Consider the following 16,113-nt stretch of genomic DNA (forward strand, 5'->3'; position numbering starts at 1 on the left):
CGATGTCTGACACGAACTTCTTTACTCGAATCATCGTCTGTAATTGTGACATTTTAGTGAACAAACGGACTAAAGCTTGAGCTTTTTTAATAAAATAAAGTACACTAAATTTACAATGTACACACATTGAAACTAGGACATAGAAACCCCCAGGACCTACACAGCCTGGGGGTTTCGCTTTTATTGTTTTCTTAATTTACATAAGAACCAGCTTTATTTGACCTTAAGCCCCTCTTTTAACTCATCACTTGAGTTATCCCAAATTTCTTTATTGTGGTTAATTAAGAAATCTGCCAGTAGCTTCTTTGATTTGTCGTCCATAAAATCGACCATGATATGGCGTTTTAATGACTTATCCATTCTGTTTACGTGCTCTGGTAAGGATTTATAGCCACGACGAATCGAGCGGTCAACAGTCATTTCACAAGCTGTCACGCCCGCATAATATGGGCCCTCTTCCCTGCGATCAATCGTTACCCATACAAGCCAATATGGTTTCCCATTAGGAACATCTTCTTTATTCGGCAGAAATTTTATCCCTTTTTCAACCACACTTCGTGCATGCATTGCACCGACATCAACGAATACATCTTCAGCGTCTATATCAACAAATACGGGTGAGATATTTTCGAGGCTTAGCGCCCCAATTCCATATCCTTTATGCCCGTCAGTTGGATCATTTTTAATGATATTAAAGGCCACTTTTTTCTTATTTTGATCCACCTTACATCCACCTTTCCACTAGAGGATGTTCTAAAAGTCGGACAAAAATGACGCATCGAATTTCTGTGTTGGCTTGCTTCTCCGTTCCTCACGTATTAACTGCATACGCTCCGGTACTCAAAGCTGCGCCGCCTTGAAATTCTTGGTCCTTTTCACCCTCCCTTAGAACTCAAATTTTTCTATTCATTACCAACTATTTTACCATATGAGTGTCTAATTTTATAATTGAAGAATCGGTCTGAAGATCATGACCAGTATATCCGTGATGGCATATACCCCATTCGTAAGTAACGGGTATAAAAATCGGTCCCCAACTGGTGTAATGACCAGAACTAAAAACAGCACAATCCCAAGGCCCTCATACTGCGTCAATTTTGGGCGAATGCGAGCTGGCACAAGGTCTTCAATGATGCGATATCCATCAAGCGGAGGAAACGGTAATAAGTTAAAAATAAACAGTACAATGTTCAACCGTACAAACAGGTTAAAGAATGTTTCAAACCCTTCTCCAACTGCTTCAGGGATTGCTGCGAATACACCAACACGAATAAAGATGATGTAAATAAGTAAAGCAAGTGCCGCTACAAGCAGGTTACTCAGTGGTCCAGCGACGGAAACAAGAATCCCCGCAAGCCTTGGCCGTTTAAAATGAAATCGATTGACAGGTACAGGCCGAGCCCACCCAAACCCTGCTATGAAAATCAGAATCGTCCCAAAAGGATCTAAATGAGCAATCGGATTTAAGGTCAATCTCCCCTGCCGCTTTGCTGTGTCATCACCAAACTTATAGGCCACATACGCATGAGCAAACTCATGCACCGTAAATGCCACTAGTAATGTGATCACCACATATGGAATCAAAGATAAATCAAATGCTAAAAAACCACTTAATTGTTCCACCAAATTTCTCCTTTTTATAGAAAAGTTGTTATTTTCAGTATACAATACTCTTATGATGATATAAAAGAATGATTGGAGAGATTCATTGTGCCATACGTAACAGTAAAAATGCTAGAAGGACGCACTGAAGAACAAAAAAAGGCGCTCGTTGAAAAAGTAACAACAGCGGTATCTGAAACAACAGGGGCTCCAGATGATAAAGTCGTTGTTTTCATTGAGGAAATGACAAAAAATCATTATGCCGTAGGCGGCAAACGTTTAAGCGATCAAGAATAGAGTGTTTAAAAACCCGTGGTGAATAAGCCACGGGTTTTATTTTGGATTATGTAAAAATTAAACTCTTAATGAGCCACGGAAGCCTCTAGCTCCATAGTAAGAATCTGCTCCATTGTGGTACGTAAAAACAGTGTCATAGCGACAATCACAAAAAATAGCCCCACCCAGTTTTCGAATAGCAGCAGGTGTCTGCACCCAGCTCGACGTCTTCAAGTCAAAATTGCCAAGCTCCTGCAATGCGCGATATTGTTCTTCCGTTAAAAGTTCAATGCCCATTTCCGTTGCCATATCCATAGCGCTATTTTCAGGTTTATGTTTTTTTCTGGCTTCCAGCGCTTCACGGTCGTAACAAACACTTCTACGGCCTTTTGGGCTTTCTGCTGAACAATCATAAAAAATATACTCATCGGTGTCCTTATCATATCCAACAACATCCGGTTCACCGCCAGTTGCTTCCATTTCGTTTAACGACCACAGTTTTTCTGTATTAGCTTCTAGCTTTGCTTGAACCTTTGCCCATTCAAGATCGCTATGGCGGTTCGTATTTTTCTCAAATCGCTCTTTTAGTGTGTTAAGCAATTCTTCAACTTGTTCTAGTGACAATTCCTTTTTTGCCATGTTGATTTCCTCCTTATAACTCGTCCCTTTAGTAAGCCTATCTTAATTTTACCCCAAGATCGCTATTATTTGCAGTGCGAAAAACCATTCATATTTTACGCCTCAGTCAAAATCCACGATTTTCCACATCATCAAATGGCTATTCTGGGAAAACTAACCTAAGATAATTTCAATTTCCTCTTGCAGTCTATGTATAAAACGAATATTATAGAAAAGGATTTTTAAATCGTTCGTCTTTTGGAGGTACAACTATTATGTTTAAATTATCAGAGTTGAATACAACGGTTAAAAAGGAAGTTCTAGCAGGGATTACGACCTTTTTAACAATGGTATATGTGGTCGTCGTGAACCCTGTTATTTTATCAGATGCAGGCGTTCCCTTTGAGCAAGTATTTTTAGCCACGATTATTGCAACAGTTGTTGGAACACTATGGATGGCACTTTTTGCAAATTATCCAATTGCGATAGCTCCTGGAATGGGATTAAATGCATTCTTTGCTTATTCAGTTGTAGGAGCAAATGAAAACATCACATACCAAACAGCATTTGCAGCCGTATTTGTGGCTGGTATCATTTTTGTGATTTTGTCATTAACCCCGTTTCGTGAAAAATTAATTGAGGCGATTCCACCAAACTTAAAGCATGGGATCACAGCAGGAATTGGTTTATTTATTGCCTTTATTGGTCTTCGTCTTACAGGGATTATTACGGCACACCCAACAAATTTAGTAACATTAGGTGATTTACACTCGCCATCGGTTCTTTTAGCACTGGCAGGATTAGCAATCACCCTTATTCTGATGGCACGTAAAGTAAATGGAGCTTTATTTTTCGGAATGATTATCACGGCATTTATCGCTTACTTTACTGGTCAACTTGAGTTTAAAGAAGGATTCGTGAATGCACCGTCTCTACCTGAAGGTTTAATTATCGCAAATCCGTTTGCTGCAATTGGCGATGTCATTCAGTACGGACTTTACGCTGTTGTCTTTTCATTTCTACTCGTTACAATCTTTGATACGACAGGTACGATGATTGGGGTTGCTGAACAGGCAGGGTTAATGAAAGGAAATGTCATGCCGCGTGCTAGACAAGCCCTTCTTGCGGACTCGGTTGGTACAACGGTTGGAGCCATGTTTGGAACAAGTCCTACAAGTGCATATATTGAGTCGTCAACTGGGGTAGCTGCAGGTGGTCGAACAGGTCTCACTACAGTAACAGTATCAATCTTATTTATAGTAGCTGCCTTCTTCGGACCATTGGTGAGTGCCGTTTCTGGGATTGCTGCGATTACAGCACCAACCTTAATTATTGTTGGGTCACTTATGATGGGAAGCATTGCACAAATCAGATGGAATGAGATTGATGAAGCCTTTCCGGCATTCTTGATTATTCTGAGCATGCCACTCACATCGAGCATTGCAACAGGGATTGCATTAGGCTTTATCTCCTACCCGCTTATGAAGGTGGTCATGGGTAAATGGAGAGACGTGCATCCACTTGTTTATCTGTTCGCCGTATTGTTTTTCTACCAACTTGCTTTTTTACCGCATTAGATGCAAAAAAACTCGGCAGATTTTACCTGCCGAGTTTTCTATTAATGTTTTACCTGATTGCGAAGAGAATCGATATATTGATAAGCTTCTTCGACTTCCTCGTCTGTATAACGTTGCTTCGCTTTTAATGTAAATACCTTCTCTTTGACTTCTTCCTTTTCAAGTCCCTCAAAGTATAAAACAGTAGACACTAACTCTAAAAAGCGCGCACTTTGTTCATTTAAGGCTTGCATACAGTCATCAAGTGGAGGCATGTCCAATTGGTAATGTCCCAAAAACTGCTCGCCTTTTTCAGTCAATGCGTAGCGATACTGATAATAGCCACCTTTTTTCTCTTTAACCTCATCTAAAAATCCAAGATTGCAAAGCTCCTCCACACGTAATGTGAGCTCCTCTGAGTATGGCCCGTAAAAATGGAAGTTGTACTTTTCGTAAAACGGATAATCAATTTTTTTCGCGATATAAATCATTTTTTGAAGCTTTTTTCGACCCGTGATTTCCCCTGCAGCAGCGAATGCCTTCATTACCTTTGCATGTTCTGTTAACAAAACCCCTTCATCTCCTCATCCGAAATTAGCCAATATACCTTTTATATATCTAAAACATCTTTTATTTTCTGTTTTACTGTAGAGTCATTTGGCAATTTTTCAATCATATCTTGTGGAAAATATAGCTTGTGATCCGTTCGCCTTTTTCCAGAAATGGCATCCACAATTTCGGACTGCCTTGATAATTCGCGAATCTCGCCATTTGGCATTAACAAGTTGATTGGAAGTCTTTCCTCTTCCTCACCCGGCCGGTAAAAATCATACGGCAAATCTGATGATGAATCGACCACTAAATAATAAGTCGGATCAATCCCTGCTTCCTCAAAAAGAGTTCTTAGCTCCATCATCTTCATCATTTGTGCACTAGGGTCAAACTCTGCATATTTAAACAGATTGCGATTGAGAAAACGACGACATAGGTCACTTAAAATTTCGTCATCCTCATCCTGCCATACCTGAAAATAGAAAGTAAAAATAGCTTCATCTAGTTTCACATAATCCTGTAATGTCAATTTTTCTTCAAAAATGGATTTCAAATGGACAGGGGCTGTTTTAAACTCGTAGTGTTCCTTGTACAAATGTTTAGCACGATGGAGGATTTTTGTTAAAATGACCTCTGCGCTTCGTGTAACTGGATGGAAATACACTTGCCAATACATTTGATATCGGCTCATAATGTAATCTTCAACCGCATGCATCCCACTGCTTTTAAAAACAACTTGGTCTTCCTGCGGTCTCATGACGCGCAAAATCCGCTCCATGTCAAAGTTTCCGTAGCTAACACCCGTATAATAGGCATCTCGCAATAAATAATCCATACGGTCAGCATCAATTTGACTGGAGATGAGACTCACGACTAATTTATTTTTATATGTTTTTGCAATTACTTCGGCGACCTTTTTCGGAAAATCATCCCCGACTTGTTTCAGTACACGATTTACTTCTGTGTCGCCAACAATGATTGCTTGTGTAAATTCTTCATGATCATAATGAAATACTTTTTCAAATGAATGTGAGAATGGCCCGTGACCCAGATCGTGAAGTAGCGCTGCACATAAGCATAATAAGCGCTCCTCGTCATTTAACAAGGGGCGTTCACGAAATACATCATCGATAATTCTTCGGACAATTTCATACACACCTAATGAATGGTTAAAACGGCTATGTTCCGCCCCGTGGAAGGTAAAATAGGTTGTACCTAATTGGCGGATGCGGCGCAATCTTTGAAACTCCGATGTTGCGACGAGTTCCCAAATCACTTTATCCTGAACATGAACATACCTATGTACAGGGTCCTTAAACACCTTTTCTTCACTTAATTTCCCATTGGAATTTGTCATGTATTCAACCTCTTCCATACTGGCATGCTATTATTATATATTTTTATCACTGACAAAAAAACCTAAAATTCTCCATAAAACGCCCTAACCAAGTCATATCAATGGATGGAAAATTTTTCGACATGTTTTAGGACTTCTAGGTAGATTTTAGGAATCCCTGCTTAAGAGCATAAAAAAACACCTTTTCTCTTAGAAGAGAAAGGCGATTTTAGTCCATTTTCAGTTTCTTCATGACTTTTTCAATCAACTCGTCTTCAGTTGGAGCTGATACCGGACGGTTGTTAACGAATGCGAATGATTTTTTTCTACCAGGGCCACAGTATGATTGGCAGCGGATATCAATTGTTGCCTCACCATCTACTTCCTTTAAGCGTGGCACTAAGGTTTTAATATTGGTTGCCTGGCAATCATCACAGATGCGAAATTCGTTTGCCATATTACGTACAATCCCTTCATTTTGTAAATTCCTAGTCGTTCATCTATTTGATCAATCATGCTTAGCATGACGATTCACTTTAAAAACACTACATGGTATTTTAACCCTTTCAACATAGCCATTGCAAGGGAACGGGATAATTTTCAAAAATTCTCCACAAGTACGAGTTGGAATATTTAAATATAAATAAATAAGTCTACTATCCTTTTACAAATAGGGTATAAAGTTCGAATCTATTGACCAATATAAGTAATAACCTAACGGAAATATCAAATACGCCTTGGCGTATTTGCGCCCAGATTTTTTCGTGCTTGCGCGAAAAAACACCTTTGAAAATCTGTGGCATACGCCGAAGGCTTCAACTTTATTCAGCCATAGTTTGAACAAACAATAGTATATACTCTTACTGCACTCATCTACCACTATATTAGTAGAGGACTAAAGCTGAATAAAGTTAAAACATTTATATTGGGAGATGAATAAATATGAAAGAAAGACAAGATGCTTGGACAGAAGAAAATGATCTATTATTAGCTGAAACTGTTCTAAAACACGTAAGAGAAGGTAGTACACAATTAAATGCATTCGAAGAGGTTGGAGACAAATTAAACCGTACTTCAGCTGCTTGTGGTTTCCGTTGGAACGCGGTTGTTCGCCATAGCTATGAAAAGGATTTACAACTTGCGAAAAAACACCGTAAACAACGCCAGCGTGCACTTGGTAAAAACCAACCTGTGAAAAAGCAACTTTTGTATACACCACCAACTCCAAGTCTAGAAGAATTTGCGGACGAGTTACCACTCTTTCCATCTGAATCTACAAGTATTCGTCAGGAAACACGAGTACCGCAGTATTCGACTTCTAGGCCACAATTGACGATTGATTCCGTGATTTCTTATCTTCAATCTATGGGCAGCACAAGTCTCGGGATTGAGGCACTGAAATCCGAGAATGAGAGATTGAAAAAAGAAAAGAATGAGATACTTCGCAAAAATGAAGATCTCGAAAAGAAAATTGCCCAGTTGGAGCAAAGCTCAGCCAATATTCAAGAAGACTACGAAACATTAATGAAGATTATGAACCGTGCAAGAAAACTAGTCTTATTCGAAGAAGAAGAACGTCCAGCCACGTCCTTTAAAATGGACCGCAATGGAAATTTGGAGAAAATGGCGGAATAAGTCCAACAGGTCAATCGTTTGAAAAAACGGGTTTAATAAAAGGCTTAGAGATTTTATAATCTCTAAGCCTTTATTGGTTTAAACATGGACCCTATTCCCTTACCTATGCCCTAACTCAACTAATGCTTCTATTATCGTATTTTCTGGTGTTATTTGAAAAGTCACAGCTATATGGCCTATACCCATAGGTTCTGAAACAGAATAACTTTCCTCCATCAGACTGCTAGAAAGATTATAAACATATGTATCTTTCGTTTTTCTAGTTTCGAATATGTTAACGTCCGTCGGCAAATGCTCTTGCAGTAAGTAAAATGCCTCTTCCACTGTAGTAACTGGTTCCTTATATGTAAATTTCGGCTGTTCGCAACGTCCCGCACCTATTGATCGGCAATAGACGACAAGCATATCTGTTTCATATTCCCGTTCTGACATTTTTGTCATATGTTGCTCAAGAAATGAAAGCTTGTCATAATGGCCACCCTTAAGTGTCGTCGCCTCTGTTGTAGGCACAAATCGGCCGTTTACACTTTCATACCTTCCATCCGCGATAAAGTCTGGAAGTTCAACCTCTTGAATCTCTTCCTCTAGAGGTACAGTCACTTCTGTTGTTTCTTTTTCAATACCCGTTATCATAACTGTTCCAACGACAACCACAAACACGATTAGTGTCACAGCACCTACCATTTTACTAGCAACAAACGCTTCTCCAACTCTTTCAACCAAACGTCTTACCGTTTGATTTTTCTCACTAGATGATTGTCTTGCAAATAACTTCCTGAACCCTTCACTTAAGAATTGAAATGTTAATAGCAGCAATGTCAGAGCAAGCGCCGGAAACAATGGAATCCAGACGGCCTTCATAACCTCATATCTGGCAGCTGACAATAGCCCTGGCCAATCAAACAATCCCGTCACAGAGTTATATCCAGAATCCTCATGAAAAGTCCCACCACCTGGAATATAGTCAATCGCATGCTCAATAAAGTATTGAAACAATGCAAGCTGTCCTAGTAGCAATGTCACACGTGCTAAATCGTTAAAAAAGTTGACAACTACACTTTGGGAAACGGATGGCAAATAATGCATGACCGATAACTGAAGGGGAGTACTTCCCACGGTCACACTCGCTTGGACAAATTCTTTCTGCGAAACCTCATATATTTCATGGGATAGAATATAACTAACCCTTCCCACTTCGATAAGTGCGATTAATAGCACCTTCCAATAAACAGCGTTGTCCAGGTCTCCAACTGGGACAATTTCAAGAAGCAAAATCGCCGCAAAAATGGTAGGGATACTCCCAAATAAGGAATACCATCCATTTGACACCATATAGGCAATACCTTTTTTCGTGGAAGCCAAGAATGCCATCGGAATTGCAATAATATACCGAATCAATGTGATGAATACAATAATTTTTATCGTATCCTTTGCACCTAAAACAATCATACTCAAAATATCGCGAGCCTCACGGTCAGTTCCTAACGGATCTTCTTTAGAGGGCGGGAAAGGTGCTCTTCCAATCTCACCACCATCATAAAACCTCATACGGTGTTCGGGAACAGTATCATCAATAAAAGGTAAATGTGGACCAACAAAGCTAATAAATATCATAAATCCGAGTAGAACTAACCCTGTCCAAAGCGACCAATTTTTCATGAACACCCTCCTCCCTAATGACCAGGTTTGACGTACGAGATTATATAAAATACAAAAAGCCAAACAAATACATATTGAAAAATAACCTTTGTGATTTGAGTCCACATATTCCTTTTTTCAATCTCATACTTGTTTTGCCAAATGACAGACACGATTTGTGTGATGAATAGAAGCAGTACGAAACAGAATGAAATTTCAGCTATTAACCCTATTTCAGGAAATTGTGCAAATGGTTGATTCTCCGGTTTCTTTAAATCTAACCTTCTAATTGACACCATCATGCGCCATGCTGCTCCCTTATACTCCATTAACCACTCAACAATGAATAAATTCGAAACCACATAGGTCATGACAACACCAACATGTTGTAAGATCGAACGAAAGCATTTTTTCAAGATATGCTTATGTATAACAAATCGTTGAGACAGTCCCTTTGCGCGAGCATATTGAATATACATCTCTCCATCCTCAGCTGTTAGAGCAGTAAAGGTAATTCTCGCGAAATACATCATTGGATAAAGAGACACTAAAACCCCTGGTAATATGAAGTTAAACCACTGGTCATGTCCAAAAAAATCAATAAATCGAAAGTGAATTAAAATAATCCACTGCAGCACTATAATCATAAAAAAGTCAGGTAGTGAATTGAGGAGGGAGGTTACCCCTGTTCCTAAGAAGTTCAGGGACGTATAACGATTACGATAATCAAAAATTCCCTTTCCGATTCCTAAAGCAATCGCTAGCAAAAAGGCCGTCACAATCACCGTTAAACTTCTCGGAAAATATTCAAGGACGATTTCTTCATAAAGTTCCCCATTTTTTGTTGTTCCTAGACTTCCTTCGGTTTGTACATTGCTTATGAGTTGCCTGATTGTATCCCAACTATCGGAAACAGGAAACATCATTTTTAATGTTGAAAAAAACGTAGACACATTCCCATTCCCTAGAAAAAAGGCAATCCCCAGTACAACAAGCACAAAATAAAGAATTGTAACCAAGTCTCGTCCACTTAACACTCTTAATCTTTTAAGCACTCCAAATCCCCCCTTACCTTAAATTGTTAAAAAATAGGAACTCCCACAAAATCATACCATATATGTAATTTTCAGAAAACACCCGTATTTTTTGACGTATATAGACATAAAAAAGTTGCACAAAAAACAAAAAAACCAGAGGAATCCCCCTGGTCGCAAATTACTCTCTATTATTTTTGAAACAATTCAATCCATTCCCCGTCAGGGCCGTTAAAGAAAACGTATTTAGCCCCACTTGGAAGCGTCGTAATATTTTCATCAACAAATGTAACACCGTGCTCTTTGACTCTCGCAATTTCTTCTTCAACATTCTCAACGGTAAATGCGATATGATGAACCTTTCCTTCTGTTGGAAGGTTTGGATTATAACCAGAGATTAGCTCAATGACCGTCTCGTCTGAATCACTAAAGCCTAGGAAAGCTAGTTTCAAGTTTGGATCGACATGATCCTGTTTTTCTAGCAACTCTAACCCCAATACTCTTGTATAAAACTCAATTGTTGTGTCTAAATCCTTTACTTGTATTCCAACATGTTCTAGTTTTTTAAGCGGCATGTTTTTGCTCTCTCCTTTTACGAATGACTTTTGGTCGATATTTAACGCCGATGTAGGTCACAGCAAGTGCCAAGACCAGCACCCCACCTTTTACAATTTCAAATGCATAGTATGGTAGATTTAGCATGGTTAGCCCATTTAAAAGAACACCGATTAGCGCTGCTCCAAAAAAGGTTCCAAGTGCATTTGGCTTTCCAGCACCAAGCACGGAAAATCCAACAAACACCGCAGCAACAGATTCCATTAACAACGAAGCGCCAGCATCAATTTGTCCTGAACCGACACGCGCTGTAAACAAAATTCCCGCCATTGATGCAAACACACCAGAAACGGTATACGCAATCAACTTTACCTTGTTTGTGTTGATACCTGACAATCTTGCAGCCTCTGCATTTCCGCCTGTCATATATAAAATTCGGCCCCACCGCGTATGATTAAGAATCACATAAGCAAGCAGCACGAAAACGAGCATAAACCAGACCGGAACCGGTAATCCCAGCATCTTCCCTTGCCCAATCCATAAAAATGCTTGGCTGAACTCACCAGGCGCAGTCCCACCACTCGTCAATGGCATATGGTTGTAGATGGAATACCCTTCCGTATAGGTCCGATGTAGACCTGATACGATATACATCATTCCAAGTGTCGCGAGTAGATCCGGTATCCCTATTTTTACAATTAAAAACGTATTTACAAGACCAACCGCAACCCCAACTAATAGCGGTAAAAGCAGGACCACCCAAAGCGGTAACTCATACCAAACCATCAAGGACGCCGTAATCACGACCGACAATGACATCGTTGATCCCACTGATAAATCAAATCCGTCAACAACAAGCGTAAACGTAACCCCTAATGCAAGAAGTGTTACAATTGAGATGGATCGTAAAATATCTGATAGGTTTCCATATGAAAAAAATGCACTGTTCACAGTACTAAAATAGATTAAGATAAAGCCCATTAATAAAATTGCCCCATATTTAAACAGGAAGCTGATGATATTCCCTTTCATGTACGTCATCCTTTCCACCACTAGCATACAAAAGGATTTGATCCTGTGTTGCCTCTTCTCCTGAAAGTTCCTTTACGATTTCTCCATCATACATGACAAGAATCCGGTCTGAAATTCTTATAATCTCATCTATTTCAGAAGAAAAATAAAGAATCCCTTTCCCCTCGTCGGCGAGGGAATAAATAAGTTTGAAAATATCCTGCTTCGCACCGACATCAACCCCTTTTGTCGGCTCATCAAACAAATAGAGACCCGCATTCCGAGAAACCCATTTTCCTATCGCAACCTTTTGCTGGTTTCCTCCACTTAAATGCTCAGCCAGAGTTTCCGTATCGTTTGTTTTAATTCCCAGCAATTCAATAATGGAGCCTGCATAGCTTTTTTCAGCCTTCCGGTTCATAACTAAAAACGGTGAGAATTTTTTCAGATTGGCAAAGGATAGATTCGTAGAGATGGACTCATGAATAAACAATCCTTCCTTACGGCGCTCCTCTGAAATAAGCGCAAAACCCGCCTCAATTGCTTGTTGTGAATGAGTAAAATGATGCGATTTCCCCTTCACGATCACATCACCCTGTTCGTAAGGACGAAGGCCAAACAATGTTTTCGCAAGCTCTGTTTTTCCAGCGCCAACTAACCCAACAACCCCAACGATTTCCCCTTCAGAAACCGTAAACGAAACATCGGTAAGCTTTTCCCCATCATCAAGCCCGTTTACCTCTAAAAGAAGATCTCCCTTCACAGGTTTTCGTTTCGAAGACTGTTCTGTAAAAGTACTACCAAGCATCGTCTCAACAACCGTTTTCGGAGTCACCTCTTTTGTTGAAAAAGTGGTAATCGTCCTGCCATCACGCATAATCGTTAACCTGTCGCAGATTTCAAACACCTCTGGTAATCGGTGCGAGATAAAAACGCAACCGACTCCTTTTTCCTTCAGTGTTTTTACAATATTGAAAAGGTACTTTGTTTCCTCAATCGATAATGGTGCTGTTGGCTCGTCAAAAATGATAACCTTCGCTTCATGTGCGAGAGCTCTTGCAATCAACACCAACTGTTTTTCGGCAAGCGATAACTCTAATGCCTGTTTTGTCATGGGTATATCCGTGACATTCAAGAGCTTTAGAATCGAGGCTGCTTGTTCACGAAGCTTTCTTTTATTGATGAACAAGCTTTTTTCAGTTGAAAAGGTATCGAGTAAAATATTTTCAGCAACCGTTAGCTGAGGTACAATCGCCGTGTCGACCTCTTGATAGACAATGTGAATGCCTGATGCTTTTGCATCCTTCGGAGAACGAATCTCAATTGTTTTGTCTTCAAGGGTAATCACCCCTGTATCTAGCTCATACGCTCCTGATAGAATTTTCATCAGCGTGCTTTTTCCAGCGCCATTTGCCCCTAGCAACGCGTGAACCTCGCCCCTTTGTAACTCAAAAGAAGCATTCTCAAGTGCAATCACATTACCAAAACTTTTTGTAATTTCCTTCATTTCGAGTAAAGGCATCTACATATCCTCCTTTACAGAGGACCTCGGGAGGCCCTCTTTTTTACTCTCCAGCTTCAAGCTTTTTCAGCTCATCTGTGTAACCTTGTTCGCTTTTACCCCAGCCCTCAATATATTGGTCAAGCTCTGCAGTTGTAATTTTTTCTTCAGGAAGTGCATCCTTTGTTACGAAAACTGGCTCTAGTTTTACTCGTTCTGGTGTTTCATCACCATTTAGTTTTTGGTAGGCAAAACGAACTTGAATACGTCCGATATCTTTTGGATCAACCGCTGCAGATGCAACCCATGGGCTGTTTTCTGCCTGAATCATTTGTAAATCTTCATCACTCATGTCAATTCCATACACTTTAATATCTGTACGGCCTGCTTGTTCAATTGCACGAACAGCACCTTTTGCAAATTCATCCCACGCTGCCCACACTGCTGTAATTTGGCCTTCTTCAGGATATTGCTTTAATAGAGCTTCCATCTGTGCTTGTGTATCAAGTGCAGTGTTAGCAGTTGCTGCACCAAATGTTGCGATTTCTTTTATGCCAGAATTGTTGTCAAGAAACTCTTGATAGGCGATTTGGCGTCTTTCCATTGGAGCAAAGCCAGCCACCCAAATTTTTACGATATTTGCTTCACCGCCAGCATCTTCCGCTAATTTCTCTAGTGTCATTTGAGCCATTTGCTGGTCGCCTTGTTCAAGAACAGTAACTCCATCAACTTCTACTTCCGCATCAAACACTACAACTGGAATACCTTTTTCAACTGCTTTTTGTATAGAGCTTTGTAGGGCTTCCTTTGTTCCATGGTCAACTAAAATCGCATCAAAGCCTTGGTTTACCGCTGCATCAACGTTTGACGCCATTTTTGCTAGGTCTCCCTCAGATGTAAAAACAGTTGTTTCACCCGCGAATTTTTTCACTTGCTCTTCAACGCCTTCAATGTATTGAGCAGAAAAAGTTCCTAAGTTTTGTTGCATAATTAAAGCGATTTTTTTGTTTGCTAATGGATGATCAGAGTTTTTTACTTCTGTACTATCTGTTTTCGTCGTTTCCTCTGCTACTTTTGGTTGGCAACCAACCAATACTGCGATAATTAGTAACGCTGTGAATAATAATTTTGTTAATTTCATTGTTTTTCTCCCCTTTTTTTGTGTTTGTCATTCTATTTTTTAAATCTACTTTTACAGATTAAAAGCCATCACTCTCCTGTTTTTATGAGGCCATTTTTAACAAAAATAAAAGCCCCTTTCTCATCAGAAAGAGGCTTGAAGCATACAAAAGTCTTCGCACCTCTTATCTACCAGAAAGAAAAATCCTTCTGTTGGAATTAGCACCGTGCCTTACGGGTTATACCCGGCGATAAAAAACTCGCCCCATCTCACAATGGTATTACGGTCGGTTGCTGGGCGTCATAGGGCCAAATCCCTCAGCCTACTCTTGATAAGAGAAAATACAGCATATATTCAATTTACGCCTTGGCGTAATTGCGCCCGATTTTTCGAGCTTGCTCGAAATTTCCTTTGAAAAATCGAGGCATCCGCCGGAGGCTAACTTCATTCAACCGGGATATTAATCCCGGCTGAATGAAGTTCGATTAACTTACTTGACGAGAATCATATCACGCCCAAAAACAAAATTCAATATTTTTATTATAAAAAATATTTTAATAGTGGAAATATTTTTCGGCTAAAAAATTATGGGTAAAACGCAATTGCATCCGCACAACTCCATTTTTCCACACAAAAAAACCAGGAGAACCGTCCCCCTGGTCTTATAATGCTTTTTCGTTCCGATCAAGGACACGCACATAATTTTGCTCAAATAACGGCATTTCTTCCCCCGTTAGTTGGGAAGCGAAAATGTGCTCACTTTCTTTTTTTAGTGTTTGAAGCAGCAACAGCATGACAGTTTGTACTGTAAGGTTTGGGTCAACTAACTCCGCCAAGGAAGCCATTGTTTCTGGCTTTACATCTGGGTAAACAAATTTCGTCTCCGCACCTTGCAGGCCTATATCATAAAATTGACGAATAATGTCTGCTCGTTCTGCCCCACTTCCAGTCACACCTAAATAAATTTGTACTGCTACTCCATTACGTAAGCGGCGCTGAGAAATCCCCGCAAATTTTTTCCCATCTATACTTAAATCATAGCTTCCTGGGCAATATGATCCAATGATTTCTCGTGCAACGATATCGACTTCATAGCCCTCAAACATTTTTCGAATGAGTTCAAGCATTGTATCATAGCCGCGGTTGATATCAATCCCTTTTTCAGTCTCAGGAAAAATGAGTGAAATGTTCAACACTCCCTCATCTAATACCACTGCTAGTCCACCTGAATTCCTGACAATCGCGCGGTAGCCCAATGATTCAAGAAACTTAACCCCTTCATCCAAGAAAGGCAATTTTGTATCCTGAATACCCAGAACGATGGTTTGATGATGAACCCAGGTCCGTGCTGTAGCTGGTGATTCCCCTTTACCCACAAACGCACAAAGAGTGTCATCTATCGCAAATGATTGTAGTGCATCAAATTGATAGCCTAGACTAGATTGATCAATAATCCGCCAACTAGGCTGATATAAAAGACTTTCGGTCATAAGGCATACTCCTATAATATCAAATGCGCCATGGCGTATTTGCGCCCAGATTTTTTCGAGCTTGCTCGAAAAGTTTCCATTGAAAATCTGTGGCATCCGCCGGAGGCTTTAACTTTATTCAGTCAGAGTTTGAACGCCGACTGAATTGTATACTCTGTTTGCATTCATCCCCCACTTATAGAAGTAGGA

At 39.9% G+C, this 16,113-nt stretch carries 16 protein-coding genes and 1 riboswitch; of the genes, 3 read left to right on the forward strand and 13 right to left on the reverse strand.

The annotated features are described in order from the left end of the window. Positions 1-213 precede the first annotated feature (213 nt). Positions 214-723 carry a YwhD family protein gene (locus tag ACFSFW_RS17070; protein WP_304213793.1) on the reverse strand — a complete coding sequence of 170 codons (510 nt, stop codon included), beginning with the start codon at positions 721-723 and terminating at the stop codon, positions 214-216. Between the two features lie 219 nt (positions 724-942). Continuing rightward, complete coding sequence (locus tag ACFSFW_RS17075) at positions 943-1,623, reverse strand: site-2 protease family protein (protein WP_304213791.1); 681 nt, start codon at positions 1,621-1,623, stop codon at positions 943-945. An 87-nt stretch (positions 1,624-1,710) separates the two neighbouring features. Here ACFSFW_RS17075 and thmT point away from each other — a divergent pair, with 87 nt between their 5' ends. Continuing rightward, positions 1,711-1,899 carry a 2-hydroxymuconate tautomerase gene (thmT, locus tag ACFSFW_RS17080; RefSeq protein ID WP_388040032.1) on the forward strand — a complete coding sequence of 63 codons (189 nt, stop codon included), beginning with the start codon at positions 1,711-1,713 and terminating at the stop codon, positions 1,897-1,899. Positions 1,900-1,956: 57 nt separating this feature from the next. Here thmT and ACFSFW_RS17085 read toward each other — a convergent pair whose 3' ends face one another. Continuing rightward, positions 1,957-2,517, reverse strand: coding sequence for a DUF4256 domain-containing protein (locus ACFSFW_RS17085; protein WP_388040034.1), 561 nt, complete (start codon positions 2,515-2,517; stop codon positions 1,957-1,959). Positions 2,518-2,771: 254 nt separating this feature from the next. On the opposite strand from ACFSFW_RS17085, the gene ACFSFW_RS17090 reads away from it, so the two are divergent. After that, positions 2,772-4,073, forward strand: coding sequence for an NCS2 family permease (locus ACFSFW_RS17090; RefSeq protein ID WP_304213785.1), 1,302 nt, complete (start codon positions 2,772-2,774; stop codon positions 4,071-4,073). Positions 4,074-4,114: 41 nt separating this feature from the next. Here ACFSFW_RS17090 and ACFSFW_RS17095 read toward each other — a convergent pair whose 3' ends face one another. The 3 genes from ACFSFW_RS17095 to ACFSFW_RS17105 all read right to left on the reverse strand — a co-directional run bounded on the left by ACFSFW_RS17095 (position 4,115) and on the right by ACFSFW_RS17105 (position 6,397). Beyond that, a complete protein-coding gene (locus ACFSFW_RS17095; protein ID WP_304213782.1) occupies positions 4,115-4,621 on the reverse strand; it encodes a YwgA family protein in 507 nt (168 codons plus the stop codon). A 41-nt stretch (positions 4,622-4,662) separates the two neighbouring features. Further along, the gene (locus ACFSFW_RS17100; protein ID WP_304213780.1) at positions 4,663-5,961 is read right to left on the reverse strand and encodes an HD domain-containing protein; all 1,299 of its coding nucleotides are present in this window, start codon (positions 5,959-5,961) and stop codon (positions 4,663-4,665) included. 208 nt (positions 5,962-6,169) lie between these two features. Then, a complete protein-coding gene (locus ACFSFW_RS17105) occupies positions 6,170-6,397 on the reverse strand; it encodes a YuzB family protein (protein ID WP_099354657.1) in 228 nt (75 codons plus the stop codon). A 485-nt stretch (positions 6,398-6,882) separates the two neighbouring features. On the opposite strand from ACFSFW_RS17105, the gene ACFSFW_RS17110 reads away from it, so the two are divergent. After that, a complete protein-coding gene (locus ACFSFW_RS17110; RefSeq protein WP_388040037.1) occupies positions 6,883-7,575 on the forward strand; it encodes an RsfA family transcriptional regulator in 693 nt (230 codons plus the stop codon). Positions 7,576-7,674: 99 nt separating this feature from the next. Here ACFSFW_RS17110 and ACFSFW_RS17115 read toward each other — a convergent pair whose 3' ends face one another. From ACFSFW_RS17115 to lipL, 7 genes are all read right to left on the reverse strand, one after another. Next, positions 7,675-9,234, reverse strand: a complete 1,560-nt coding sequence (locus tag ACFSFW_RS17115) for a hypothetical protein (protein ID WP_388040038.1) — start codon at positions 9,232-9,234, stop codon at positions 7,675-7,677. 14 nt (positions 9,235-9,248) lie between these two features. Next, positions 9,249-10,268, reverse strand: a complete 1,020-nt coding sequence (locus tag ACFSFW_RS17120; RefSeq protein ID WP_388040040.1) for an ABC transporter permease subunit — start codon at positions 10,266-10,268, stop codon at positions 9,249-9,251. Positions 10,269-10,438: 170 nt separating this feature from the next. After that, the gene (locus tag ACFSFW_RS17125; protein WP_388040042.1) at positions 10,439-10,822 is read right to left on the reverse strand and encodes a VOC family protein; all 384 of its coding nucleotides are present in this window, start codon (positions 10,820-10,822) and stop codon (positions 10,439-10,441) included. Further along, positions 10,812-11,834: an ABC transporter permease gene (locus ACFSFW_RS17130; RefSeq protein WP_388040043.1), complete on the reverse strand. Its 1,023-nt coding sequence runs from the start codon at positions 11,832-11,834 to the stop codon at positions 10,812-10,814. The genes ACFSFW_RS17125 and ACFSFW_RS17130 overlap by 11 nt, the downstream gene beginning before the upstream one ends. Beyond that, positions 11,803-13,335, reverse strand: coding sequence for a sugar ABC transporter ATP-binding protein (locus tag ACFSFW_RS17135; RefSeq protein ID WP_388040045.1), 1,533 nt, complete (start codon positions 13,333-13,335; stop codon positions 11,803-11,805). The genes ACFSFW_RS17130 and ACFSFW_RS17135 overlap by 32 nt, the downstream gene beginning before the upstream one ends. Before the next feature lie 43 nt (positions 13,336-13,378). Then, positions 13,379-14,455, reverse strand: coding sequence for a sugar ABC transporter substrate-binding protein (locus ACFSFW_RS17140; RefSeq protein ID WP_388040047.1), 1,077 nt, complete (start codon positions 14,453-14,455; stop codon positions 13,379-13,381). A 160-nt stretch (positions 14,456-14,615) separates the two neighbouring features. Further along, a riboswitch (SAM riboswitch) is annotated at positions 14,616-14,772 on the reverse strand. A 324-nt stretch (positions 14,773-15,096) separates the two neighbouring features. After that, complete coding sequence (lipL, locus tag ACFSFW_RS17145) at positions 15,097-15,924, reverse strand: octanoyl-[GcvH]:protein N-octanoyltransferase (RefSeq protein WP_388040048.1); 828 nt, start codon at positions 15,922-15,924, stop codon at positions 15,097-15,099. Positions 15,925-16,113 lie beyond the last annotated feature (189 nt).

Origin of the sequence: Ferdinandcohnia salidurans (genome assembly GCF_042680725.1) — a bacterium.
Lineage (GTDB): Bacteria > Bacillota > Bacilli > Bacillales > Bacillaceae_L > Ferdinandcohnia > Ferdinandcohnia salidurans.